Genomic DNA, 23,944 nt, shown 5'->3' on the forward strand with positions numbered 1-23,944 from the left:
GATAAGTTATTCAGCAGCAATCGCGATGATTTGCTCTGCCAGTCTTTGATCAAAGGGTCGGCACAAAGCGGCAAATCTGTTTTGTACTTCTTTTAAATCGTCAAGACTATCACCTGCAAAGCGCGCGGTCAGGTGATGACTGGTATTGGACTGCCGCAATACGCCAAAACCATGCGCAAAATCCAAGCGCACACCGTCGATACAGCTCAGTCTCGTGCCGATAGGCAATAACTGCCGCGCCTGCGCTAAGGTGATAGCGGGCTGTTGCGCTATACAATCACAAGACGAGCGTTCATTAGTAACTGTGTGGCTGCAGGTAGGATTGACCAAGCAATCTTTTTGAGACTCTGCTATATCGGACTGCTCGCAGGCCGCATCCATGAGCTGCTGTATATACTGACAAAAAACCTGTAGCTGCGTCACGATAGAGCGCTCGCGCGTGAGGGCATACGGTACTGGCAGATAATGATCGGCGGTACTGACCAGCGTAGGCAGGCTTTGGGTGATAGCTGCTAAGGATGTTTTGATAGCATCGTCCGGCTGAGCGGCCAATCCATGCAATAGCCGTAATGCCGCGTACATGGCATCATCATAAGCGATAAAACGCTTGTCATTAAAAATAAAATGCCCCGATAGCTCGCCTGCAAAGACAATGCGGCTATCGGTATGCTGCATCTGCTGGCGCATCAGACTGCTCCCCGTCCTGCTCACGATAGGCTCAGCGCCCAGCTCGGCCAGCAATGCAGGCAGATGGTGGGAGCACTTAACATCAAACAGTACTTGAGGCACCGCGGTTGACGCTGGGTTAGGCGCGCTATCGCAGAGCGCGGATTTTGCCAGTAGATACAACAGATGATCTGGCATCACCGTCTTGCCATTTTCATCGACGACCATCAGCCTGTCGCCATCGCCATCGAACGCCAGTCCGATATCGGCTTTGTGCGTGGTGACCGCTTGCTGCAACTGTTTGAGCCGACTTGGCTCAGTAGGGTCGGGGTTACCCAAAGGAAAATGACCGTCTGCTGTATCGTTAAGCATGACAACGCTCTGACAAAAACGCTGAAATAAAGGCTGAGCGATGTGACTGGTCGCCCCGTGCATACAGTCGATCACTACCGTCAGCTCAAGCTTGGGCGCAGCATAGCGCCAGTCGCTGCATGGCCGCTGGGCTGCGCTGTATTGTCCGTGATGGGGCGATGCTTTATCACAGGCCTGCTCACCACTTATAGGGTATAGAGGATATAGCTGGCTAAAAACATGATAAATGGCGTCGATATAGCCATGACTCACTTGCTCCGTTGGCAGATGCCCCAGCGAACCTATCGCTGCAGTCAAAGCAAGCTGCGTATCAGGAGGCGCCAGCTGCTGATAGAGCGCTTGAATCTCAGCACAGCTAGGGGACTGATGGTTTACCAGCCATTTTATGCCTAAGATGTCTTTGGCCGAGTGACTGGCGGTCACCATAATGCCATGTCCCTGATATTGCGCCGCCCAATATGCCATCATCGGTGTGGTCACCAAACCGAGCTGAATGACATGCAGGCCATGCTGTGCCAAGATAGTCGCTAAGGTATGTGCGATGTCATCACTGCTGCAGCGCACATCGTAGCCGATGACGACGATGCTTTGTTTGTTGGTGTTGTTTATGGTATTAGGAAGGATATGCTGCTGACTGATGCTGTGCGGATCCGTGTTTGGCCGACTGATATTTGACGGATCGACATTTGCCAAAGCATCCATATCAGCACTGGTGTCTCGGTATTCGGCGGTTTGATACAGATGGGCAAAAGCGTGCCCCAATGCCTGAATAAAATCGGTGGTAAAATGCTGCCGCGGCCCGCGAATATCATAAGCACGAAATAAGGATTGCTGGGCAGCAAAAGATGGCATCGCTTACTCTCCTTATGGCGTGATGGTTAAAATAGTAGAGGTTTTCTAGAGCCTGTCTTCCATTCAAGCGACAGTTATTAAATAGTCAAAAAAAGCAAGTCGGTCTACTGGCGACCTGAATGACCAAAACCGCCTGCGCCGCGCGCACTGGTATCACTAAACTCTGACACCACGGTAAATTCAGGGCGAGCGACAGGGACGACAATATACTGCGCCATGCGCTCTGCTGGGTTTAATACAAAATCCGCAGCGCTACGATTCCAAATACTGACCATCAGCTCGCCTTGGTAGTCGGCATCGATCAAACCCACCAAATTCCCTAAAACAATACCGTGCTTATGGCCCAGCCCTGAGCGCGGCAGAATCATCCCAGCATAATTAGGGTCCTCGATATACACAGCCAGACCTGTACCGACAAGATGTGTTTCCCCTGCTTTGATGGTCAAAGGCGCATCGATACAGGCGCGCAAATCAATACCAGCACTGCCATCGGTTGCACGTGTCGGCAAAGAAAATGCCTTGTCTTCAACGATTTTCGGGTTTAACACTTTTACTTGTACAGCTTGCATAACGCACTCACTCAACGATTGGATAGGTTGTAAATTAAATTCAAAAAAAATGCCTGATTCAGGCGACGCCGATTGGCTTTGTAAAAACAAAAAAGTCAATGACTGCTTTGGTGCTCACTCACAGTATCAGCACACTTGCTAGGCCCAGAAACGACATAAAACCGACAATATCAGTGACGGTGGTCAAAATCACCGACGCTGATAGAGCAGGGTCGATATTCATGCGTTTTAGCAGTAAAGGAATGCTAATGCCTGAGACATTGGCTGCAGTCATATTGATGGCGATTGCCAAGCCAACGACCGCACTGATCTTGATATCATGAAACCACAATTGGGCGATAAACGCCATGATTATCGCCCATATCATACCGTTTATCGCGCCGACCCACAGCTCTTTGTTCAGTAGCCATAGGCGGTTGGAGCCACCAATTTGACCCATCGCTATACCACGAATGACGACTGTTAATGTTTGCGAGCCAGCGATACCGCCCATACTGGCAACCACGGGCATTAAAATCGCCAGCGCCACCACTTTTGCCAACACCGCCTCAAACTGACCGATGACCGCCGCCGCCAATAGCGCAGTACACAGGTTGATACCGAGCCAGATACTACGGCTTTTGGCGCTGGTCAAGATAGGGGCAAACAGCTCCTCATCTTGGCTGACACCTGCGAGGTTTTTCATGGTGCTATCGACATCATCTTGGATAATCTCCATGATGTCCTCGGCATTCAACTGACCGACCAGCTCGCCATGGCTGTTGATGACAGGGGCAAAACGAATGTCTTCTGAGCGAAAAATCGCCGCCGCATCGGTGATATCGAGGCGATCATTGATGGTGATAGCAGGGTCGATAAGCGCTGACACCAAAGTGGTTTGATCATGTTTGATCAAATCCACCAAGCTTAGCAGTCCAAGCAACTGCTGGCTTTGATCGACGACCAACAGCTCTTGGCTTTCGTCATCGAGCAGATCGTCATTGTCGCGCAGCCAGTCTTGTACCTCAGCCAGCGTAATGTCGTCTCTGACCTGAATGGTATCAGGGTCCATATAGCGACCGACTTCCCAATCGGCATAGGTGTCGAGCTTATTGACCTGCACACGGATATCTTCGTCCAGCGTCGCCATCACCGAGGTGCGGACGCTGTCGGTCACCGTGTCCAAAATCTCCGAGATGTCTTGCGCGTCAAGGTCTTGTGTAAACAGCGATATCTCTTTGGATGAGATGTTTTCCATCAATGGCTGGCGCGTATCGACTTCTAGCTCGGCCAGCACCTCACCTTTGATATTATCGGGTACTTGCTCCCAAATCAGCAGGCGGTCTTGTGTTGGAAAAGACTCAAGTAAGCTGGCAGTTTCATACTCTGATTGCTTTTCTAAAAACGCGGTAATGTCTTCAAATGCCCTGTCAGCCACCAGACTTTGTAGATACAGCAGCTTGTACTCAGCGCTATACTCTGCAGGATTGTAATCTCCTTGCAGGGTCGATGGTCGTTCTTGTTCAGGCGGTGGCGTAGGCATAAAGGTTCCAATGTTTTTTACAAATGCTAGGACAGGTACTAGGGCGTGTCTTCAATTTACTCGGTAGTTGTCTCATCACGCAGCCATGTCGATGTTTTCTGTGCTGTGCCCTTATGATAACAAAGACGGGGACGAACTGCGCTCGCTGAACGTTTAGTAACCGTTAACGATTGCCCAATAATGCTCGAATATTGGCCAAATATTCATCAGCGACTTTTTCAGGGTCTTTGCTGGCTTTTTTCTTTTTGGCTTTGGCAGGCCAGTCGATATGATCCTCTGGCAGCTCATCTAAAAACCGCGACTCGGAGGTGACGCGCATTTGTCCACCAGCGCGGCGCTGAGTTGCCAGCGTCAGCGTCAGCTCACGGCGCGCGCGGGTGATGCCCACGTACATCAAACGCCGCTCTTCTTCGATGGTCTCACTGATGATAGAGTTGCGATGCGGCAGCATCTCTTCTTCTAATCCCATGATATAGACAAAATCAAACTCCAAGCCTTTGGCCGCGTGCAGGGTCATCAGATTGACTTTATTGGTGTTTTCTTCTTCTTGCTGTTGCTCGAGCATATCGAGTAATACCAGTTTGCGAATGATGGTATCAATGGTGCGATCTTCATCGTCTTCTGCGCGGTTGATCAGCGACTGAATACTGGTGTAGAGCATGTCGATATTGTCAAGGCGGTTTTTTTCTTGCTGCGGCGTCTTGGCATCGCTACGGACAAAGTCGATATAGCCTGTCTCATCAATCATCTGGCGCACGATGGGCACAGGGTCAGGGTGCTGATCCAGCTCGCGGGTATAGTGTTCGATAAACTCGCCAAACTCCTTTATCGTACCATAGGCTTTGGATGGCAATACGTGCGAAAGGCCCGCATGGGTACAAGAGGCGAGTAAGGAGATACTATGCTCTTGGGCAAATAAGCCTAACTTCTCAAGCGTCGCAGGCCCCATACCGCGTTTGGGCGTATTGATGATACGCAAAAACGCACTGTCGTCTTCTGGGTTTAATATCAGGCGCAGATAACCCATGATGTCTTTGATCTCACTGCGCGCAAAAAACGACTGACCACCAGAGAGCTTATAAGGCACTTGCAATTGGCGCAATTGTGCCTCGAGCATACGTGCTTGGAAGTTACTGCGATAAAGCACCGCGTATTGCTCCCACTCGTTGCCAAAGCGCAGCTTGTGCGTGACGATTTCTTTGGCGACCCGCTCGGCCTCATCATCGTCATTACGGCAGTTGATGATGCGGATTTTTTCGCCTTGGCCTTTATCCGACCAGAGCTTTTTTTCAAATAAATGCTCGTTGTTAAGAATCACCGCGTTGGCTGAGGTCAAGATACGGGTGGTCGAGCGGTAGTTTTGCTCGAGCATGACGATTTTTAGTTTGGGAAAATCTTCTTTGAGCAGTGCCATGTTTTCAGGTTTGGCACCGCGCCACGCATAGATCGACTGATCGTCATCACCGACCACGGTAAAGCGACCTTGCGGCCCGACCAAGTATTTGATCATCTCATACTGGGCGGTATTGGTATCTTGATACTCATCGACCAATAAGTAGCGAATGCGGTTTTGCCATTTGTCGCGCAGCTCCCTGTTTTCACGTAGTATCTTGGTCGGCAAGACGATCAAATCGTCAAAATCCACAGCGTTATACGCACGCAGATTGCGCTCATATAGACCATATAGCGTGGCAAAGATCATGTCTTCTGGATCGTCTAGCGTCTCCATCGCCTTATCCGGCTCAATCAAGTCGTTTTTCCAGTCTGAGATCATCTTGATGGCTTTGCCGACCAGCTCACGACTCTCAGCGCCGCTTAGGTTGTCGCGCATCATCAGCTCCATCAGCAGGCGCTTACTGTCGTCGCTGTCCATGATAGAAAAATTGCCCTTGAGCGGCGTATGCATCAGCTCATAACGCAAAAACTGCAGACCAAATTGGTGAAAGGTTGAGACCGTCAGACCACGCATCTTTTCGCTAGGGAGTAGCTTGCTGACACGCGCTTTCATCTCGCGCGCCGCCTTGTTGGTAAAGGTCACCGCGGTGATACGCTCTGCTGGCATGTTGCACTCTTCAATTAGATACGCAATCTTGCGGGTGATCACTGATGTCTTACCAGAGCCGGCACCCGCCAGCACCAATAGTGGGCCTGAGACGTAGAGCATGGCCTCGGATTGTTTGGGATTGAGTTGACTCATAACGTGACCTGTAAGACAAAAGCAAAAGATAAAATATCGTCGATTCTAAATAAAAGCGTCATGCGTTTATTGACCAGAAAGGCCGATAAAAATTTTCTGGCGTGCTATGCCGCTGCAGACAGAGGCTGCAAAAATTTCTATCAGCCTTGCTATAACATTTTATAGTGAACTGACTATAGCGGTATAAACACTGTACCGACAGCCACTGGATAAAAATAAACCATCACTGTCATCTAAGAGGGACAAACAAATATTGCCAATATAGGCTAAGATTTTTCATCAGATATCGTGCTGTAGGTTTATCATTACCGAAGATGATTGAGATGCTGCCAAAGGTGTCTTTGTGCCAATGGCGAGACATAATTAAAATTCGGTGAGGTATTATAAAGCAAAAACAACGACTTTGGGGAGGAGATGGCCGCGCAGAGATGCCGAGTAAAGCCAAGTGGTTTTGCTCAATAATGATATGGTATCAATTATAAGTAAAATTTATGGATTTGGGGTTAATATAAGGTAATGTCTATATCATAATTTATAGTAAAAAAAACATATTTTTTTTATAGAGAAAGTGACCGTCCAATACAGTTAAAAACTAGCTTTTGGGCACTGAAATGCGTATAGTACGTAAATAATTTATGCCAGTTGTCTCGTCCATTGTTGACTACGTGTAATGAGTTATTAAATCAATTAAGTAAGCAGTGCGATATGATATTGATTTAATAAGTTGATCTTACGTTGTTACAAGCGGGGTTAGATGACCAGCTTGCTCCGTATGTCTAGCGGAACCTCTACAGTTGGTCATGTCTGACATCGTCGTCAATACACTTGATAATTGGCTATTACCAGCACAGTACCTAATATGGTTATTTAGTCGTTACTTAAATACAGTCAGTGGCTCAATGACAGTCGCTTTGTGTTTTCGTCTGCGTCAAGCCTGCCGCTCACCGACCCTTATTGGTCAGTCTCTGCGCGGCGCTTGATACTCGATTGGGTGAGGAGCACGTATTATCATGTCTGCTTTTAATTGGTCAGCAATTGCTTTTATCTTAGCCGCCATTGGGCTAGTTGTTTTTATGCTGGTCGTGCCGCGTTTACTTGGCGGTCGCTCTCAAGGCTCACAAAAAGAAGAAGTATTTGAAGCGGGTGTTGTCGGAGCAGGCAACGCCCGTATTCGTCTGTCTGCCAAATTTTATTTGGTAGCGATTTTCTTTGTGATTTTCGATTTAGAAGCGCTGTATCTTTATGCGTATGCCGTTTCAGTGCGCGAAGCCGGCTGGTTAGGGTTTGCTGCCGCCGCCATCTTTATCACAATCTTAATCATCGGTCTGATATATGAGCTGAGTCTGGGCGCGATGAACTGGGCACCAGCGGACAAGCGCCGCAAAAAACCTCGGCTACATGCCGCGCCAGCTGGTTTTAATTTGGCAGACATCACCCGTTTTGATGGCGCGCACGAGCTGATGATCGATCCGACAGGTAAAGTCCCAGCGCAGTCATCAGGGCAGATCAATGTCTCAAACAATATCGAGACCAATCGTCGCCATCTACAAAATATCGATCATATCAATACCACGGGCAATGTGACTTCCGTGGATTTTGCCACGTCTGCGCAAAAAGACAGTGTTGAGCGTTAAGACGGTCAAGCTGTACAAAACCTTAGGGTTTTATGATGGTATATCAATGATCACTTATGAATAATGGGCGCGCGCGGTGGCAAGATGATTGTCCTGCAGTGCCCCATATAAAGGTTGTATGTTATGAAATACACATTAACAAAAGCCAACCCTGATGCAGATACCTATCCTGCTCAGACCAGTCAAACGGTCAAAGACCCTATCGAAGATGAAGTCAATAAAAACGTCTTTATGGGTCGTCTCGAAGACCTTGTCCATTCAACAGCAAACTGGGGTCGCAAGCACTCGCTTTGGCCATTTAACTTTGGTACCTCTTGCTGTTATGTCGAATATGCCACCACGTTAACTGCGGTTCATGACTTGTCGCGCTTTGGTGCCGAAGTCATTCGCGCCTCGCCGCGTCAGGCCGATGTGATGATCGTTGCTGGGACTTGTTTTGTCAAAATGGCCCCTGTTATCCAGCGTCTTTATGAGCAAATGCTAGAGCCAAAGTGGGTCATATCAATGGGTGCCTGCGCCAACTCAGGCGGTATGTATGATATCTATTCTGTCGTACAAGGTGTGGATAAGATTATCCCTGTCGACGTTTATGTGCCAGGTTGTCCGCCGCGTCCAGAAGCGCTGATTCAGGGGCTGATGCTGCTACAAGAGTCTATTACCAAAGAGCGCCGTCCGCTGGGTGTCCATGTCAATGAGCAGGGTATCTACCAGCCGCAAATGACGCCTGAGCGCGATCGCAAACAGGCAGACCGTATCGCGGTAAAAAACCTGCGCAGCCCAGACAGTATCTAAGCGCGCTGTTAGCGCCAGCGGTTATGTAGTCTGGCGAGGGTTTTATCGTTAATAATTCGTAGACGTACTCAGTACGCGTACGCCCATCACAGTTCGGTTATGATTAACATCGTTTAGTTATGATTAATGAAGGAATACATCATTCATGGTCACGGTAGTCGAAAACACAGATCCTAACAATAGGGGTCCTAAGAGCAAGCCTGCTCCAGCAGTCATCCAAGAGCTTACCCATAAATATGCTGGCAAGTTTGTGGTGCAGCATACGGTTGATGAGATTCCAACGGTGTGGGTGGCGCGCGCAGATTTGCTTGAGATATTGTTATTCTTGCGCAAGTTGCCCAAGCCCTATGTCATGCTATTTGACTTATCCGCGATAGATGAGCGGTTGCGCCAGCACCGTGCCGGTCTGCCAGATAGCGACTTTACGGTGTTTTATCATTTAATGTCGCTTGAGCGCAATAGTGATGTGCGTATCAAAGTGGCGCTAAATGAAGACGATTTGACGCTGCCGAGCGCCACGCAGATTTGGCCAAATGCCAACTGGTATGAGCGCGAAGTCTGGGATATGTTTGGGATTGTCTTTAGTGGCCATCCACATCTGACGCGCATCTTATTGCCGAAATACTGGGAAGGCCATCCACTGCGCAAAGAGTATCACGCGCGCGCCACTGAATTTACGCCGTATTTCCTAAACGCGGCAAAACAACAATACGAGCAAGAAAACCTGCGCTTTGTCCCAGAAGAGTGGGGTATGAAGCGCTCGGGCCGCGATGAAGACTTTATGTTTTTGAACATCGGGCCTAACCACCCTTCAGCGCATGGTGCTTTTCGTTTGGTACTACAGCTCGATGGCGAGGAAGTCGTTGATTGTATTCCTGATATTGGCTATCACCATCGCGGCGCAGAAAAGATGGCTGAGCGTCAGACGTGGCACTCATTTATCCCTTATACCGACCGTATCGATTATCTGGGCGGGGTGATGAATGAGCTGCCCTACATCATGTCGGTGGAAAAGCTCGCTGGTATTAAGGTACCGCCGCGCGCTGAGACCATCCGCGTGATGATGAGCGAGTTTTTCCGTATTACCAACAACCTATTGTATGTCGGTACCTTTATTCAGGATGCCGGTGGCATGACGCCGGTATTTTATATGTTTACCGACCGCCAAAAAGCCTATGATGTCATCGAAGCCGTCACCGGCTACCGTATGCATCCAGCGTGGTTCCGTATCGGCGGTACGGCTGCTGACCTGCCGCGTGGCTGGCAGCGCTTGGTACGTGAGTTTTTGGAGTGGATGCCCAAGCGTTTGGATGAGTATGTCAAAGCGGCACTACAAAACAGTGTGCTCAAGGGTCGTACTCAAGGCGTGGCACAGTACAATGCCAAGCAGGCTTTGGCTTGGGGTGTCACCGGAGCCGGTCTACGCGCGACAGGGGTGGACTTTGATCTGCGTAAGGCGCGTCCATACATGGGTTATGAGAATTTTGACTTTGAAGTGCCAGTTGGCTACAACGGTGATGCTTATGATCGCTGTATGGTAAAAGTCGAAGAGATGCGCCAGTCGCTGCGTATTATCCGCCAGTGTATGGACAACATGCCGCAAGGCCCGTACAAGGCCGACCATCCGCTAGCGGTACCACCGCCAAAGGACCGTACGCTAAATGACATTGAGACGCTGATCAACCATTTTATCTCTGTCTCTTGGGGCCCTGTGATGCCAGCGGGTGAGTGTGCCACCATCGTAGAAGCGACCAAAGGCCTCAACAGCTATTACATCACGTCTGACAAAGCCACGATGAGTTATCGCACTCGTATTCGCACCCCGACATTTGCTCATTTGCAGCAGATGCCGTCAGTGATTAATGGATCCTTGGTCTCTGATGCCATTATGTATCTGGCATCGATTGATATTGTGATGGCAGACTGTGACCGCTAGCGCTGTGATTTGAGATGAGTGTTTTTTTAAGATAAGTCAATCAATATATTATTGCCTGATGGCACGCCAAAATGCGATCACCTGTCAATATCATACAGTGTCTTTATGTCAGTGACGATAAGGCTGTAGTGGCTAGGTGCTTAGCATGATGAGTGAGGAAAGATAGAAGATTATGAAAATTGTTTCCGACAAAATGCCAAAAGTAGATGTGGCCAGCATCCTCACCCCTGAGGAGATTGCTGCCATTCATGAATATATGCATCACTATCCCCATGCGCGCGCCGCCTCGTTAGATGCGCTAAAAATCGTACAAAAGCGCAACGGCTGGGTCGATGATGCGCAGGTCAATGCTATCGCCAATATATTAGACATTCCGATGTCGGATATGGACGGCGTTGCGACTTTCTTTAACCGTATTTATCGTCAGCCTGTCGGCCGTCACGTTATCCTGATTTGTGACTCAGTGGCCTGCTACCTAACAGGTTATGAGGCATTATCGGTTGAAATTCGATCACAGCTGGGTATTGAGTATGGGCAGACCACAGCTGATGGCCGTTTTACGCTATTACCGATTTGCTGCTTGGGTAACTGTGATAAAGGCCCTGCGGTGCTGATAGACGAAGACACTTATGGTCCTGTCCAGCCATCTGAGGTCGCGCAATTATTGGAGCTATACGCATGAGTTTAACGATTTCAGAGCAAATTGCTCGTCGCGGTCAAGGTAAAGCGCCAAGCCAGCTAAACGAACAGCGTATACCAATTTATGGTGATAAGGCGACCGCCACCAGCGAAACCAAACCATTGACTTGGCGTTTGGCGCATCATGATGCCGTTTTGGATTTAGCGACTTATGAGTCTCTACAAGGCTTTACGGGTTTAAGAAAGGCATTGTCCAAATCACCAAAAGAAGTCGGCAATATGATCAAGGCGGCCAATGTCAGAGGACGCGGCGGCGCAGGCTTTAACGCTGGTCTAAAGTGGTCGTTTATGTCGCCGCCAGATGGCTTGCCGCGCTATCTCATCTGTAATGCCGATGAGATGGAGCCGGGCACCTTTAAAGACCGTTTGCTCATGGAGCGCCTACCGTTTCAGCTTATCGAAGGTATGCTCATTACTGCGCATGCGATCGGTGCCACCGATGGTTATATCTTTATCCGCGGCGAGTACATCTTAGCTGCTGAGCGCTTGGTCACAGCTATTGAAGAATGTCTAGCCAACAACCTGATGGGCGACAACATTCTTGGCTCAGATTTTAGCTTTAATCTGCATGTACATACGGGTGCTGGCCGCTATATCTGCGGTGAAGAAACCGCCTTGATCAACTGCCTAGAAGGTCGCCGCGCCAACCCTCGTACCAAGCCGCCGTTTCCGCAAATCTCTGGGGCGTGGGGCAGACCGACGGTGGTCAATAACGTCGAGACGTTAAATAATATGCCTGCGATTCTCAATCATGGTGTCGAGTGGTATCAGTCACTATCAAAGATCAAAGGCAAAAGCGAAACCCCTGGTACTAAGCTCTTTGGCTGCTCAGGATTGGTCAATGACCCAGGTCTATGGGAGCTACCATTTGGCTATACCGCTCGCGAGATCATCGAAGAGTTGGCTGGCGGCATGAAAGATGGCAAGACACTCAAAGCATGGTTGCCTGGTGGTGCCTCGACCGACTTTTTGACCACAGAGCATTTGGACGTGGTGATGGATTTTGACACCATTCAAAAAGCCGGTAGCCGTATGGGTACTGGGCTGATTATGGTCGTCGATGAAGCGCAGGACATGGTGCCGCTGCTGCGCAATCTTGAGATTTTCTTTCAGCGTGAGTCATGCGGTTGGTGCACGCCATGCCGTGATGGTCTGCCGTGGGGTGTCAAGCTGCTTACCGCCATCAATGATGGTGAGGGACAAGTCGGCGATGTGGAAAAATTAGAAGGCCTCACCCGTGACTTGTGGATTGGCAAAACATTCTGTGCCCATGCGCCTGGTGCGATGGAGCCACTGATGAGTGCGATTAAATATTTTCGTCCTGAGTTTGATCAAAAAATCGCGCAGGCGGTTGGTGTCGATGTCATTGATGCGGCAGCCAACCAACAGCCAGAAGTGAAATAAGGAGAGCGGCATGGCAGTCATACATATTGATGGTACCACTGTCGAAGTAGATAGCAGCGATAACTTGCTGCAAGCCTGCTTATCACTCGGCATTGATGTGCCGTATTTTTGTTATCATCCAGCCCTTGGCTCGGTCGGCTCGTGCCGTCAGTGCGCAGTCAAGCAGTTCCAAAACAAAGACGATATGGAAGCAGGCCGCGGTCGTCTGGTGATGTCTTGCATGGTCGCTCCTGGCGATGACATGTATATTTCAGTGACGGATGACGAAGCCAAGGCATTCCGCAAGTCGATGGTTGAGCTACTCATGACCAACCATCCGCATGACTGTCCAACCTGTGAAGAAGGCGGGCATTGTCACTTGCAAGACATGACTTATATGTCAGGTCATAGTCGTCGTCGCTATCGCTTTACCAAGCGCACGCATCATAACCAAGACCTTGGGCCATTTATCGCTCACGAGATGAACCGCTGTATCGCATGCTATCGCTGTGTGCGTTTTTATAAAGACTACGCAGGCGGCGAAGATTTGGGCGTTTATGGCTCAAACAACCGTGTGTATTTTGGCCGTGATAAAGACGGTCAGTTCGAAAGCGAGTTTTCAGGCAACTTAACCGAAGTGTGCCCAACTGGGGTATTCACTGACAAAACGCATTCTGATCGCTACAATCGTAAATGGGACATGCAGTATGCGCCCAGCATCTGTCATGGCTGCTCGGCGGGCTGTAATATCTCGCCAGGTGAGCGTTATGGCGAGCTGCGCCGTATCGAAAACCGTTATAACGGTGACGTAAACCGCTATTTCTTATGTGACCGTGGCCGCTTTGGTTATGGCTATGTCAACCGCGCTGATCGTCCAACCCAAGCGCTTGAACGTATCAATGACAAACACGTCAAAATCAATATTGACTACGCGCTTGATGAAACCATCAAACGCATCAAAGACAAAAAAGTCATCGGTATTGGCTCACCGCGCGCCAGTCTCGAGACCAACTTTGCGCTAAAAAATCTGGTCGGATTTGATAACTTTTCAACCGGCCTCAATCATCAGCAGCAAGCATTGGTCAATAAATGTATCGAAGTGCTCAGCACTGAAGGTATCTATAATCCTAGCATGGCTGATATCGAAGCACATGACGCTGTGCTGGTGTTGGGCGAAGACATCACCCAAACTTCATCACGTGTCGCACTGTCAGTACGTCAAGCCGCGAAAAACGAAGGCTTGAAAATGGCGGCGGCGCTGCAAACGCAGCCTTGGCTTGCCGAGCCTGTCAAGCGTATCGCGCAAGACGCGTTAAGCCCAGTATACGTCGTCGATGTGACCCAAACCAAGCTAGAAGACATCAGCAAAGCCAGCGTGGTAGCGACTCCTGAAGATATTGTTAAACTTGGTTTTAAAGTTGCTGATGAGATTGCAGGTCTGGCAGATGATTTGACGCAGATTGTAGCGCCGCAAGCGGATACTGCCGAGCGCGAGACCGATGCGATGCAGGCACTCGCGCAGCAAATCGCATATGATTTGATTCAAGCCGATCAGCCGCTGGTGGTTTCGGGTAGCAGCTTATCTTCTACCGCACTGATAGAAGCAGCGGCGCAGATTACCCAAGCGTTGACCCAAAAACGCGCGGCAATCAAAGCGACTGAGCAACAGCAGGTTGAGGCACATAATGCCAAAGTACAGGCAGCACAAGCGAAAGCGGCTAATGACCAGCCTGAAGAAGACCAAGATTTATCTGCTAAGCCGAACAAACCTGAAACAGGCGTGAATACAGAAGTGCAGGATGATGTCGAGCGCGAGCCTGCTGAAAACCTTGAGTTAAAAGAAGTAAATAACAGGTATCAGGCACAAGCAGGTATCTATCTAACGGTACCTGATGCCAATAGCATGGGCGTTTGTATGCTTGGCGGTCAGTCAGTTGAAGAGCTACTAGCCACTGACTTTGATGTGGTGGTGGTTGCAGAAAACCAGCTGACCGATGCCATTGATGCCAATAAGTTGACGCAGTTACTCGCTGATAAGACCGTCATCGCCCTTGATCATCAGCTGCTTGATTGGCACAAAGACGTCGACATCGTCTTGCCAGCCGCCAGTTTTGCCGAAGCGGATGGTACGCTTATCTCTGCTGAGGGCCGTGCGCAGCGCTTCTTCCAAGTTTATGATAATGAATATTATCATCCAATGAGCAGTATCAAAGAAGGCTGGCGCTGGTTACATGCGGTGCATAGCAGTATCGAAGGCCGTGATGTCGATTGGACACAGCTCGATGATGTCATCAATGCATTGATCGCCACCCATCCAAAGCTTGCTGGTATCAAGGGCGCCGCGCCCGATGCGGACTACCGTATCACGGGTCTTAAAATTGCGCGTCAGCCGCGGCGTTACTCTGGTCGTACTGCCATGCGTGCGCCGATCTCAGTGCATGAGCCAATGCAGCCAAAAGACTTGGATACAGGATTGACTTTCTCTATGGAAGGCTACACGGGCAAACAAACACCAAGCTCGATGGTTCCTTTTGCTCATGCTGCTGGCTGGAACTCGCCGCAAGCATGGAACAAATACCAAGACAAAGTCGGTGGTCATCTAAAAAACGGTGACCCAGGCGTGCGTTTGTTCGATATGCTCGAGCGCCTACCGACACGTCAGTATGTCGCACCAGAAGCCCTGTCTGCGACCACGACTGACATGCAGCAGGGACAAGCCAAACTGGTGCCTATCTATAACATCTATGCCAGCTCAATGATGGCATCGCGCAGTCCTATCGTCGCCGAACAGCTGCCGGTGGCGGCATGGCGTATCGGTATGGATGATGCCAAAGACTGGAATATTGCCGCTGGTGATTACTTAGCAATCGAGATTGACAAACAGCAAATCACCCTGCCAGTACAGATTGTCGGTTATCTAGCAGAAGGTTGTATTGGTTATCCTGTCGGGCAGGTGAGCATCATTCACCCTTCGATGCCAGCCTCAGTCCGTAAAGTCGATGCGCCCGTGACAATGAGGGGCGGTATGGCGGATAGTGCTGACGATACCACCAACCGCGCAGCGCCAACCAGCACCGCGCCGACCACCACACAGGAGGTGTAATATGCAAGTTACCCGTATTATCCCTGATGTGCCAAGCTTTTTGGCCAGTAGTATGAGCTTTGATACTTGGTCCGTTTTATTTATGGTGGTGCAAGCACTGGTCATATTTTTGGTGGTCGTTATCGTGGCGGCGTTGATGATTGTCTATGAGCGCCGCATGCTGGCATTATGGCAAGATCGTTATGGCCCCAACCGTGTCGGGCCGTTTGGCTCCTTGCAGCTGGTCGCTGATATGCTCAAAATCTTCTTTAAAGAAGACTGGACACCAAACTTCACCGATAAGTTTATGTTTACCTTGGCACCTGCGGTCGCCATGTTTACCGCATTGGCCTCATTTGCCATTATCCCTATCTCGCCGACCCTTGGGGTAGCGGATTGGGATATCGGTATTTTGTTCTTTTTTGCCATGGCAGGTATCGCCGTCTATGCGGTGATGTTTGGCGGCTGGGCGTCTGCCAACAAGTTCTCGCTATTGGGCGGCCTACGCTCGGCGGCACAAACCATCAGTTATGAAGTGTTCTTAGGCTTATCATTGATGGGCGTGGTGGCCTTGACCGGCTCGTTTAATTTGCGCGAAATCGTTGAGTCACAGATTGACGGCTGGTATATCATTCCGCAGTTTTTTGGCTTTTTGACCTTTGTGGTCGCTGGTGTGGCGGTGACCCACAGGCATCCGTTTGATCAGCCAGAGGCCGAGCAAGAGCTGGCTGAAGGGTATCATGTCGAATACTCCGGTATGAAGTTCGGTATGTTCTTCATTGGGGAATATGTCAACGTCGTCCTGATTTCAGCCTTGATGACCTGCTTGTTTTTTGGCGGTTGGCTGGCGCCGTTTAATTTAGATATTCCATTTATTCCACCAGCTTTTTGGTTCATGATTAAGACGCTGTTTTTTATGACCCTATTTGTTTTGGCTCGAGGCTCACTCATGCGTCCGCGCTATGATCAGGTGATGAACTTTGGCTGGAAAGTCTGCCTGCCAGTGACGCTGATTAACTTAATCGTTACTGCTGCAGTCATTTTGATCTTTTCCCCAACGTTGTAATCATTACTAGCCATCATTGATGAACTAGGGTAAAGCTGATAAGGATAATAATCCCATGTTTACTACCATAAAAAAGACCGTCATTGGTATCTTTACCATTGTCCGCAGCATGTGGATGGTCAACAGTCATGCGCTTAGGCCACGTGACACCATTCTTTATCCTGAAGAGCCAGTGCCAGTGCCGCCACGCTTTCGCGGGCGTATTGTGCTGACGCGTGACCCTGATGGTGACGAGCGCTGTGTGGCGTGTAACCTATGTGCCGTCGCCTGCCCAGTAGGCTGTATCTCACTACAAAAAGCCGAGCGTGACGATGGACGCTGGTATCCAGAGTTTTTTCGTATTAACTTTTCGCGCTGTATCTTTTGCGGAATGTGCGAAGAAGCCTGTCCGACGACAGCGATTCAGCTGACGCCAGATTTTGAGCTGGGTGAGTATAAGCGCCAAAACTTGGTCTATGAAAAAGAGCATTTGCTCATCTCAGGTCCAGGCAAATATCCTGATTATAACTATTATCGTGTGACCGGTATGGCGGTAGCGGAAAAACCAAAAGGCGCTGCTCAAAACGAAGCGGCACCGATTGATCTAAGGAGCTTGCTACCATGATGACTATTTTAAACAGCCCTGAGCTGGCAGGGTTTTATGCGCTGGCTGCTGTGGCGATATTTGCCAGCCTGCGCGTGGTGACGCAGGCCAATCCAGTACATGCCATCTTGTCGATGATTGTGTCTTTGCTCGCCATCTCAGGTATTTTCTTTGTCTTAGGTGCGCCGTTTGCAGGGGCGTTAGAGATCGTCGTCTATGCTGGCGCTATCATGGTGCTGTTCGTCTTTGTCATTATGATGCTCAACTTGGGCATGAGTAATGATGAGCGCGAAGAGCGCTGGCTCGATGCTGGCACGTGGGCGCTGCCGACCGGCCTGACGGTTATCATCGGCGTTGTACTGTATGCGATGATAGGTATGGGGCATGATGACGCGGCGATGATTGGTGGTACCACCATCTCTGCCAAAGCAGTCGGTACGGTGCTCTTTACCAAATACGTCATGCTCATCGAGGTGGCGGCGCTACTGCTGCTAGCCGCTTTGGTTGCCGCCTACCACTTGGGCAAAGAGACGAAAGATGATGAAGTCATCGGCAATGGTAGCCGAGACGTGCAGCCAGCTGTCGGCAGTATCAAATCATATGATAACGACGATAGCCATGCAGCACAGATGGCGGAGCCTTATGAATACAAAGATGTTGACCCGCATGACTATGTCGGTAAGCAAGTAGGTGTACAACGAGTCACGCGCAAGGAGTCAGACTGATGGTACTAGCAGCGAGCGTGGCACAAGATGTGTCAAACGTGCCGTTTGCCCACGAGGTAGCAGGCTTAGTACAGCCAGCTGCTGAGGCGCAAAATGTACTGGGTATGATACCCATGAGTCATGGACTGATTTTGGCAGGTATTTTATTTGCCATCGGTCTGTGCGGCGTCATGGTACGACGTAACTTTTTATTTATGCTAATGAGTCTTGAGATTATGATGAACGCGACAGCATTGGCATTTGTAGTAGCAGGCAGTCGCTGGGTCGATCCAGATGGGCAGATTATGTTTATCTTCATTTTGACTTTGGCCGCGGCTGAAGCTTCAATCGGTCTGGCAATATTATTACGGTTTTATCATAAGCGTGGGCATCTCGATGTCGATAGCGCCAATGAGATGAAAGGATGATGTCATGAGTTTATTACCATTAACCTTTATATTCCCGCTCATTGGCTTTTTAATCTTAGCCTTTATGCGCGATAAACTCACCGAGCAGGTGGCGAGGATAGTCGGTGTCGGTAGTATGCTGCTATCTGCGCTTTGTACGCTCGTTGTCAGCTATACTTTTTTGACCAGTTACCCTGCAGGTACGGTCGTCGAGATGCCGCTGTGGACGTGGTTTCAGGTCGGGGATTTTGCTCCGAGCTTTGGGCTGAGTTTTGATGGCTTGGCATTGACCATGACAGGCATCATCACGGGCATCGGTTTTTTGATTCATATGTTTGCCGCTTGGTACATGAAAGGCGATACCGGCTTTGCCCGTTTCTTTAGCTATATGAACTTATTTGTCGCCAGTATGTTGTTACTGGTGTTAGCAGATAACTTGTTTTTGCTGTATCTGGGCTGGGAAGGCGTGGGTATTTGTTCGTACTTGCTGATTGGTTATTATTACCACGACAGAGCCAATGGCCGCGCGGCGATGAAAGCCTTTACGGTCACGCGTGTCGGTGATGTGTTTTTAGCCTTTGGTTTGTTTTTATTGTTTCGCGAGTTCGGCACGCTGCATATTCAAGAGATTATCACCCGCGCGCCCGAAGTCTTTGACCTAAACAACCCCATAATGATGCTCACCACTATGATGCTGGTGGGCGGCGCGATGGGTAAATCAGCCCAGTTGCCACTACACACATGGCTTGCTGATGCGATGGCAGGTCCAACACCAGTATCGGCATTGATTCACGCCGCGACGATGGTCACCGCAGGGGTGTATTTAATCGCCCGCCTGCATCCATTGTTTGAGCTAACGCCAGGTATTTTATTGTACTGGGTCGGAGGTGTCGGGGCGTTAACGCTTGTGGTTGCTGGATTTTGTGCGCTGGCGCAAACCGATATCAAACGTATCCTTGCTTACTCGACCATGAGTCAGATTGGCTATATGTTTTTGGCCTTAGGCGTGGGCGCGTGGCAAGGGGCTATCTTTCATTTGATGACCCATGCTTTTTTTAAGGCGCTGTTGTTCTTGGCATCAGGTGCGGTCATTCTAGCGGTACATCATGAGCAAGACATCTTTAAGATGGGCGGCTTACGCAAAAAGATACCTTTGGTATTTTGGTGTTATATCGTCGGTGGCGGAGCACTCGCTGCGATACCTTGGGTCACCGTTGGTTTTTATTCTAAAGAAGCGATTCTTTGGGAAACTTATGCCACCGGTCACTTAGTACTATTTTACATGGGTGTGTTTGGTGCATTCTTAACGGCAATTTATACCTTCCGTATGATCTGGATTGTCTTTTTTGGTGAAGAAAAGACCCATGCGCATAAGCTGTCAGGGGTGTCATATTGGTTACCACTTACCGTGCTTTTGGTACTATCGACCGCTGTCGGTGCGTGGATTACGCCGCCATTGCAAGGTGTATTGCCCCAGAGCGTTGGGCATCTATTAGAAGTGGCTGGTCAAGCAGAGGCCAAGCATACTGCAGAGTATATCGCCATGGGTGCGATGCTGGCAGGTTTGGTATTGGCCGCGCTGTTATATGTGATCAATAAAGGTCGCCTGCTTACCAGCTTTAAGCGCTCGCGTGTCGGCGGCGCGCTGTATCACTGGTGCTATCACGGCCTAGGTTTCGATGCGCTATACGATTTACTTTTTGTAAAACCCTTTTTGTTCATCGGCCGCTTATTAAAAGCTGACCCTATCGATAAAACGTGGTATGTCTTACCTAAGCTGGCATCAGCAGGTAATAAGGTATTGTCTGCGACGCAAACAGGGTCACTTCGAGGTTACGCTGCAAGCTTTGGCTTAGGCGTTGCTGTATTGCTCGTGCTGGTAATGATAACGGTGGTATAAGATGATTGAGTTACAACAAACGTGGATGCTACCAGCATTGATTGCAATTCCTTTTATTGCAGGGTTGCTATGCTGGCTGGTAGAGCGGATTAATAAACGTCTGCCGCGCTGGATCGCCTTAATCGGGATGATCATAACCTTTGCTTTGTCACTCGTGCTATGGCAGTACGGCGACTATAGCGGTATGAGTAAGCAGGTGATCGCGCCAGATGCAAACGTGCCATGGGTCGCTGAGTTTAGTGTGCCGTGGATACCAAGCTTTGGTATCAGCTTTCATTTGGCGCTAGATGGTTTGTCGCTGCTGATGGTGGGTCTAACAGGGCTGCTCGGTATTGCCGCTGTCGCTTGTTCGTGGAACGAGATTCAGCGCCGTGTGGGTTTTTTCCATCTCAACTTACTATGGAGCTTGGGCGGTGTCATCGGTGTGTTCTTAGCCATTGATCTGTTTTTGTTCTTCTTCTTTTGGGAGATGATGCTGGTACCTATCTACTTCTTGATCGCGCTATGGGGTCATGATGTGGTGGGCAAAACCAAAGAGTACGCAGCGACCAAGTTCTTTATTTATACCCAAGCGTCTGGGCTAATCATGCTCATCGGTATCTTGGTGTTGGTCATTATCAGCTATGCGCAAACTGGGGTGGTCAGCTTTAATTATAATGACTTGCTCGGTACCTCGCTTGGCGGCTGGGAATATCCCATTATGCTGTGCTTCTTTATCGGTTTTGCGGTGAAGTTGCCGATTGTACCTTTTCATGGCTGGTTGCCAGATGCGCACGCTCAAGCACCAACAGCAGGTTCGGTGGATTTGGCTGGGGTTCTAATTAAGACTGCCGCCTATGGTTTGATTCGTTTTGTCTTGCCATTATTTCCAGCCGCGTCGCAAGAGTTTGCACCGATTGCCATTACCTTGGGGACGATTGGTATCTTTTATGGGGCGTGGCTCGCCTTTATGCAGACCGACATGAAGCGTCTATTGGCATATACCAGTGTCTCGCACATGGGCTTTGTGGTATTGGCCATCTATGCTGGTACGCTCATCAGCTTACAAGGCCTGATGATTCAGATGCTGGCGCACGGGCTTAGCTCGGCGGCACTCTTTATCATGGCAGGACAGCTGTATGAGCGCTTACATACGCGCGATCTGACTTTGATGGGCGGTATGTGGGGTCAGTTCCGCTACTATGCACCGATACTGATGTTCTTTTGCGCCGCTTTATTGGGTATCCCGGGTACGGGTAACTTCATTGGCGAATTTATGATCTTATTTGGCTCATTTGCTCAGTATCCTGTGTTTGTGGTTTTTGCTACGTTCAGCTTGGTACTTGCAGGCCTATACTCGCTCATTTTGATTCACCGCGCCTTGTTTGGTAAAAACAATATCGAAGCGCTGGCGATGCACGAAACCAAATCGCATGGTCTGCCGACGCGTAGACTAAAAGATTTGGGCAAACGTGAGCTTTCGTTGCTGCTTATGTTAGCAGCAGGCTTGGTTTGGCTAGGATTGTATCCGCAGCCATTCCTCGATACGTCAAGTCACGCCATGCAGTGGATCAATAATGCATATATATACAGTCAAGTCACACAGGTAGATGCCATGCAACTGCTTGATGCAATGGAGGCACGTTAAGTCATGAATGATATTACGATGAATGATTTGATGGGATTGCTACCTTACGCACCGATCATCGCCGTAGTGATTACGGTGTTGGTGGTGATGATTGCCATCGCGGTAAAACGCTCACATGTGGTGACAGGTACTGTTACGGTGGTGGGCTTAAACGTTGGGCTATTTACCTTGCTGGCGCAGATGGCTGGTATCGTCAGTAGCGGCGCGGCTGCGCCTAGCGCTGAGCAGTTATTTATCATTGATAATTTTGCTCAGTTTAATATGGTGGTGATTTTTATCTGTGCATTGGCGTGCTGTACGCTGTCTTATGCTTATCTTGCTAACCTAAAAGACAATAAAGACGAGCTGTATCTGCTGATGTTGCTATCGACAATCGGCGCGCTGCTGATGGTCAGTGCTCAGCATTTGGCGGCGTTCTTTATGAGTCTTGAGATGCTATCGATACCGCTATATGGCTTATTGGCCTATACTTATATGCGTAATCGTTCGCTTGAGTCGGGGCTGAAGTATCTGGTGTTATCAGCGACCGCATCGGCCACACTACTGATGGGCATGGCCTTTATCTACGCTGAGGTGGGCGCGCTGGCGTTCAAACCGATCAGCTTGGTATTGGGTAATGTATTTGAGTCGCCACTCTTGATACTTGGGGCGGCGATGATGCTGTTCGGTATTGCCTTTAAACTCTCAGCAGCTCCTTTTCATATGTGGACCCCCGATGTCTATGAGGGTGCACCAGCTCCTATCGCTACGTTTTTGGCGTCTGTCTCAAAAGTGGCGATGATGGCTTTGGCCGTGCGTTTCTTAATCGATACTGCGTTATTGGCGCTGCCGTCTGTACAGATACTGCTGATGGTGATGGCGACCTTATCGATATTGGTAGGTAACTTACTAGCCGTACGTCAGACCAGTCTCAAGCGCTTATTGGGTTATTCATCCATTGCGCATATGGGTTATGTGCTGATCGTTATTGTTAGTATCGGTACCGCAGCCGATAGCATCTCTAGCATGTATATGGCGGTCTATGCCTTTACCTCTATCGGTGCCTTTGGGGTAGTGACCTTGATGTCGAGTCCTTATCGCTTGGCAGGTGAGGCTGATGAGCTGACTCACTATCAAGGGCTGTTTTGGCGTCGTCCCGTGCTGACGGCGGTCATGACCATTATGATGCTGTCACTGGCTGGTATTCCGCTTACCGCAGGCTTTATCACCAAGCTGTTTGCGATATTGGCGGCGGTACAAGGGACCAACTGGTTCTTGGCTGCGATGATTATCCTAGGCAGTGCCATCGGTCTGTTTTATTACTTGCGCGTGTTGCTTACTTTATTTAAGCGTCCTAAGCAATTCATCGAGTTTGATGTGGCAGGACAGTGGGGTATTCGCACGGGTGGTATCATGGTCATCGCCGTCACAGCGATTATTTTGTTCTTTGGTATCTTGCCAAACAGTATGATTGAGTGGGCGAGCATGGCACGTATCTGGTAATGTACTGATAGTAATATGCTGATAGATAGGTAGCAAATAAACCGCTACAGTGCGGCAATCTATCGTGCCGCACATCCGCTGTGATGGTAAACCACCCAAGATGCGCCAGCTTTATGATAAGCTTGGCGCATCTTTTGGTTTGACCCCTTTAAAAACAAATAAACACAACCATCAATAGAAGTATTAAAAGAAAACGACGAGGGCGTGTTGAATATTCACAAATAGGCACTGCTGATCGCTAAAATTGTTCCAGACAAGGCGCAAAGCGACGATAATGCAGATGCCTTAGCTAGATTTGCAACGCAGTATGGCGCAATTTTAGCATCAGCCGTAGGGACAGGACTCTTTTTTGCCGCTTCATTGGTAAAAATAGACGCTTAGAGCGACTAAGCTTACTATTTTTACCTTCGAATCGTCTAAAAAATAGTCTCTGTCAGTGCCATGGTTGAATGTTCAACACGCCCTAATAAA

At 49.3% G+C, this 23,944-nt stretch carries 17 protein-coding genes; 13 read left to right on the plus strand and 4 right to left on the minus strand.

The annotated features are described in order from the left end of the window. Window positions 1-6: 6 nt before the first annotated feature. The 4 genes from JFC05_RS03930 to JFC05_RS03945 all read right to left on the minus strand — a co-directional run bounded on the left by JFC05_RS03930 (window position 7) and on the right by JFC05_RS03945 (window position 6,178). Window positions 7-1,890, minus strand: coding sequence for a phosphohexomutase domain-containing protein (locus JFC05_RS03930; RefSeq protein WP_198335858.1), 1,884 nt, complete (start codon window positions 1,888-1,890; stop codon window positions 7-9). 104 nt (window positions 1,891-1,994) lie between these two features. After that, window positions 1,995-2,459 (minus strand): dUTP diphosphatase, encoded by a 465-nt coding sequence (dut, locus tag JFC05_RS03935; protein WP_105244957.1) that lies wholly within the window; start codon window positions 2,457-2,459, stop codon window positions 1,995-1,997. 118 nt (window positions 2,460-2,577) lie between these two features. Next, window positions 2,578-3,981 carry a magnesium transporter gene (mgtE, locus tag JFC05_RS03940; RefSeq protein WP_198335859.1) on the minus strand — a complete coding sequence of 468 codons (1,404 nt, stop codon included), beginning with the start codon at window positions 3,979-3,981 and terminating at the stop codon, window positions 2,578-2,580. A 163-nt stretch (window positions 3,982-4,144) separates the two neighbouring features. After that, window positions 4,145-6,178, minus strand: coding sequence for a UvrD-helicase domain-containing protein (locus JFC05_RS03945; RefSeq protein ID WP_075101451.1), 2,034 nt, complete (start codon window positions 6,176-6,178; stop codon window positions 4,145-4,147). Window positions 6,179-7,188: 1,010 nt separating this feature from the next. Here JFC05_RS03945 and ndhC point away from each other — a divergent pair. The 13 genes from ndhC (at window position 7,189) to JFC05_RS04010 (ending at window position 23,473) form a co-directional block, all read left to right on the plus strand. Further along, the gene (gene ndhC, locus JFC05_RS03950) at window positions 7,189-7,812 is read left to right on the plus strand and encodes an NADH-quinone oxidoreductase subunit A (RefSeq protein WP_198335860.1); all 624 of its coding nucleotides are present in this window, start codon (window positions 7,189-7,191) and stop codon (window positions 7,810-7,812) included. A gap of 123 nt (window positions 7,813-7,935) precedes the next feature. Continuing rightward, window positions 7,936-8,604 (plus strand): NuoB/complex I 20 kDa subunit family protein, encoded by a 669-nt coding sequence (locus JFC05_RS03955; RefSeq protein ID WP_075101453.1) that lies wholly within the window; start codon window positions 7,936-7,938, stop codon window positions 8,602-8,604. A gap of 145 nt (window positions 8,605-8,749) precedes the next feature. Continuing rightward, window positions 8,750-10,540, plus strand: a complete 1,791-nt coding sequence (gene nuoC / locus JFC05_RS03960) for an NADH-quinone oxidoreductase subunit C/D (RefSeq protein ID WP_198335861.1) — start codon at window positions 8,750-8,752, stop codon at window positions 10,538-10,540. 172 nt (window positions 10,541-10,712) lie between these two features. Next, the gene (gene nuoE, locus JFC05_RS03965) at window positions 10,713-11,222 is read left to right on the plus strand and encodes an NADH-quinone oxidoreductase subunit NuoE (protein ID WP_198335862.1); all 510 of its coding nucleotides are present in this window, start codon (window positions 10,713-10,715) and stop codon (window positions 11,220-11,222) included. Beyond that, window positions 11,219-12,643 carry an NADH-quinone oxidoreductase subunit NuoF gene (gene nuoF / locus JFC05_RS03970; protein ID WP_198335863.1) on the plus strand — a complete coding sequence of 475 codons (1,425 nt, stop codon included), beginning with the start codon at window positions 11,219-11,221 and terminating at the stop codon, window positions 12,641-12,643. Before nuoE ends, nuoF begins: the two co-directional genes overlap by 4 nt. A 10-nt stretch (window positions 12,644-12,653) precedes the next feature. Then, window positions 12,654-15,725 carry an NADH-quinone oxidoreductase subunit NuoG gene (gene nuoG, locus JFC05_RS03975; RefSeq protein ID WP_198335864.1) on the plus strand — a complete coding sequence of 1,024 codons (3,072 nt, stop codon included), beginning with the start codon at window positions 12,654-12,656 and terminating at the stop codon, window positions 15,723-15,725. Between the two features lie 52 nt (window positions 15,726-15,777). Beyond that, on the plus strand, window positions 15,778-16,770 hold the full coding sequence (gene nuoH, locus JFC05_RS03980; RefSeq protein WP_192994854.1) for an NADH-quinone oxidoreductase subunit NuoH: 993 nt from the start codon (window positions 15,778-15,780) through the stop codon (window positions 16,768-16,770). 55 nt (window positions 16,771-16,825) lie between these two features. Beyond that, window positions 16,826-17,374, plus strand: a complete 549-nt coding sequence (gene nuoI / locus JFC05_RS03985) for an NADH-quinone oxidoreductase subunit NuoI (protein WP_198335865.1) — start codon at window positions 16,826-16,828, stop codon at window positions 17,372-17,374. Further along, window positions 17,371-18,078, plus strand: a complete 708-nt coding sequence (nuoJ, locus tag JFC05_RS03990; protein WP_198335866.1) for an NADH-quinone oxidoreductase subunit J — start codon at window positions 17,371-17,373, stop codon at window positions 18,076-18,078. Before nuoI ends, nuoJ begins: the two co-directional genes overlap by 4 nt. Window positions 18,079-18,176: 98 nt before the next feature. Continuing rightward, window positions 18,177-18,485, plus strand: coding sequence for an NADH-quinone oxidoreductase subunit NuoK (gene nuoK, locus JFC05_RS03995; protein ID WP_075101564.1), 309 nt, complete (start codon window positions 18,177-18,179; stop codon window positions 18,483-18,485). A 4-nt stretch (window positions 18,486-18,489) separates the two neighbouring features. After that, entirely contained in the window at window positions 18,490-20,364 is a 1,875-nt protein-coding gene (nuoL, locus tag JFC05_RS04000; protein ID WP_198335867.1) for an NADH-quinone oxidoreductase subunit L, read from the plus strand. A 1-nt stretch (window position 20,365) separates the two neighbouring features. After that, the gene (gene nuoM, locus JFC05_RS04005) at window positions 20,366-21,991 is read left to right on the plus strand and encodes an NADH-quinone oxidoreductase subunit M (RefSeq protein ID WP_198335868.1); all 1,626 of its coding nucleotides are present in this window, start codon (window positions 20,366-20,368) and stop codon (window positions 21,989-21,991) included. 3 nt (window positions 21,992-21,994) lie between these two features. Continuing rightward, window positions 21,995-23,473 carry an NADH-quinone oxidoreductase subunit N gene (locus JFC05_RS04010; protein WP_198335869.1) on the plus strand — a complete coding sequence of 493 codons (1,479 nt, stop codon included), beginning with the start codon at window positions 21,995-21,997 and terminating at the stop codon, window positions 23,471-23,473. Window positions 23,474-23,944 lie beyond the last annotated feature (471 nt).

The sequence above is a fragment of the Psychrobacter celer genome, assembly GCF_016107555.1.
GTDB lineage: Bacteria > Pseudomonadota > Gammaproteobacteria > Pseudomonadales > Moraxellaceae > Psychrobacter > Psychrobacter celer.

Excerpts from the sequence above, each read along its gene's own strand:
- JFC05_RS03945 (WP_075101451.1), bottom strand. The coding sequence starts at position 6,178 with ATGAGTCAACTCAATCCCAAACAATCCGAGGCCATGCTCTACGTCTCA.
- nuoM (WP_198335868.1), top strand. The coding sequence starts at position 20,366 with ATGATTGAGTTACAACAAACGTGGATGCTACCAGCATTGATTGCAATT.
- nuoG (WP_198335864.1), top strand. The coding sequence starts at position 12,654 with ATGGCAGTCATACATATTGATGGTACCACTGTCGAAGTAGATAGCAGC.
- ndhC (WP_198335860.1), top strand. The coding sequence starts at position 7,189 with ATGTCTGCTTTTAATTGGTCAGCAATTGCTTTTATCTTAGCCGCCATT.
- nuoJ (WP_198335866.1), top strand. The coding sequence starts at position 17,371 with ATGATGACTATTTTAAACAGCCCTGAGCTGGCAGGGTTTTATGCGCTG.
- nuoI (WP_198335865.1), top strand. The coding sequence starts at position 16,826 with ATGTTTACTACCATAAAAAAGACCGTCATTGGTATCTTTACCATTGTC.
- nuoL (WP_198335867.1), top strand. The coding sequence starts at position 18,490 with ATGAGTTTATTACCATTAACCTTTATATTCCCGCTCATTGGCTTTTTA.
- nuoC (WP_198335861.1), top strand. The coding sequence starts at position 8,750 with ATGGTCACGGTAGTCGAAAACACAGATCCTAACAATAGGGGTCCTAAG.
- JFC05_RS03955 (WP_075101453.1), top strand. The coding sequence starts at position 7,936 with ATGAAATACACATTAACAAAAGCCAACCCTGATGCAGATACCTATCCT.
- nuoF (WP_198335863.1), top strand. The coding sequence starts at position 11,219 with ATGAGTTTAACGATTTCAGAGCAAATTGCTCGTCGCGGTCAAGGTAAA.
- dut (WP_105244957.1), bottom strand. The coding sequence starts at position 2,459 with ATGCAAGCTGTACAAGTAAAAGTGTTAAACCCGAAAATCGTTGAAGAC.
- JFC05_RS03930 (WP_198335858.1), bottom strand. The coding sequence starts at position 1,890 with ATGCCATCTTTTGCTGCCCAGCAATCCTTATTTCGTGCTTATGATATT.
- mgtE (WP_198335859.1), bottom strand. The coding sequence starts at position 3,981 with ATGCCTACGCCACCGCCTGAACAAGAACGACCATCGACCCTGCAAGGA.
- nuoH (WP_192994854.1), top strand. The coding sequence starts at position 15,778 with ATGAGCTTTGATACTTGGTCCGTTTTATTTATGGTGGTGCAAGCACTG.
- JFC05_RS04010 (WP_198335869.1), top strand. The coding sequence starts at position 21,995 with ATGAATGATATTACGATGAATGATTTGATGGGATTGCTACCTTACGCA.
- nuoE (WP_198335862.1), top strand. The coding sequence starts at position 10,713 with ATGAAAATTGTTTCCGACAAAATGCCAAAAGTAGATGTGGCCAGCATC.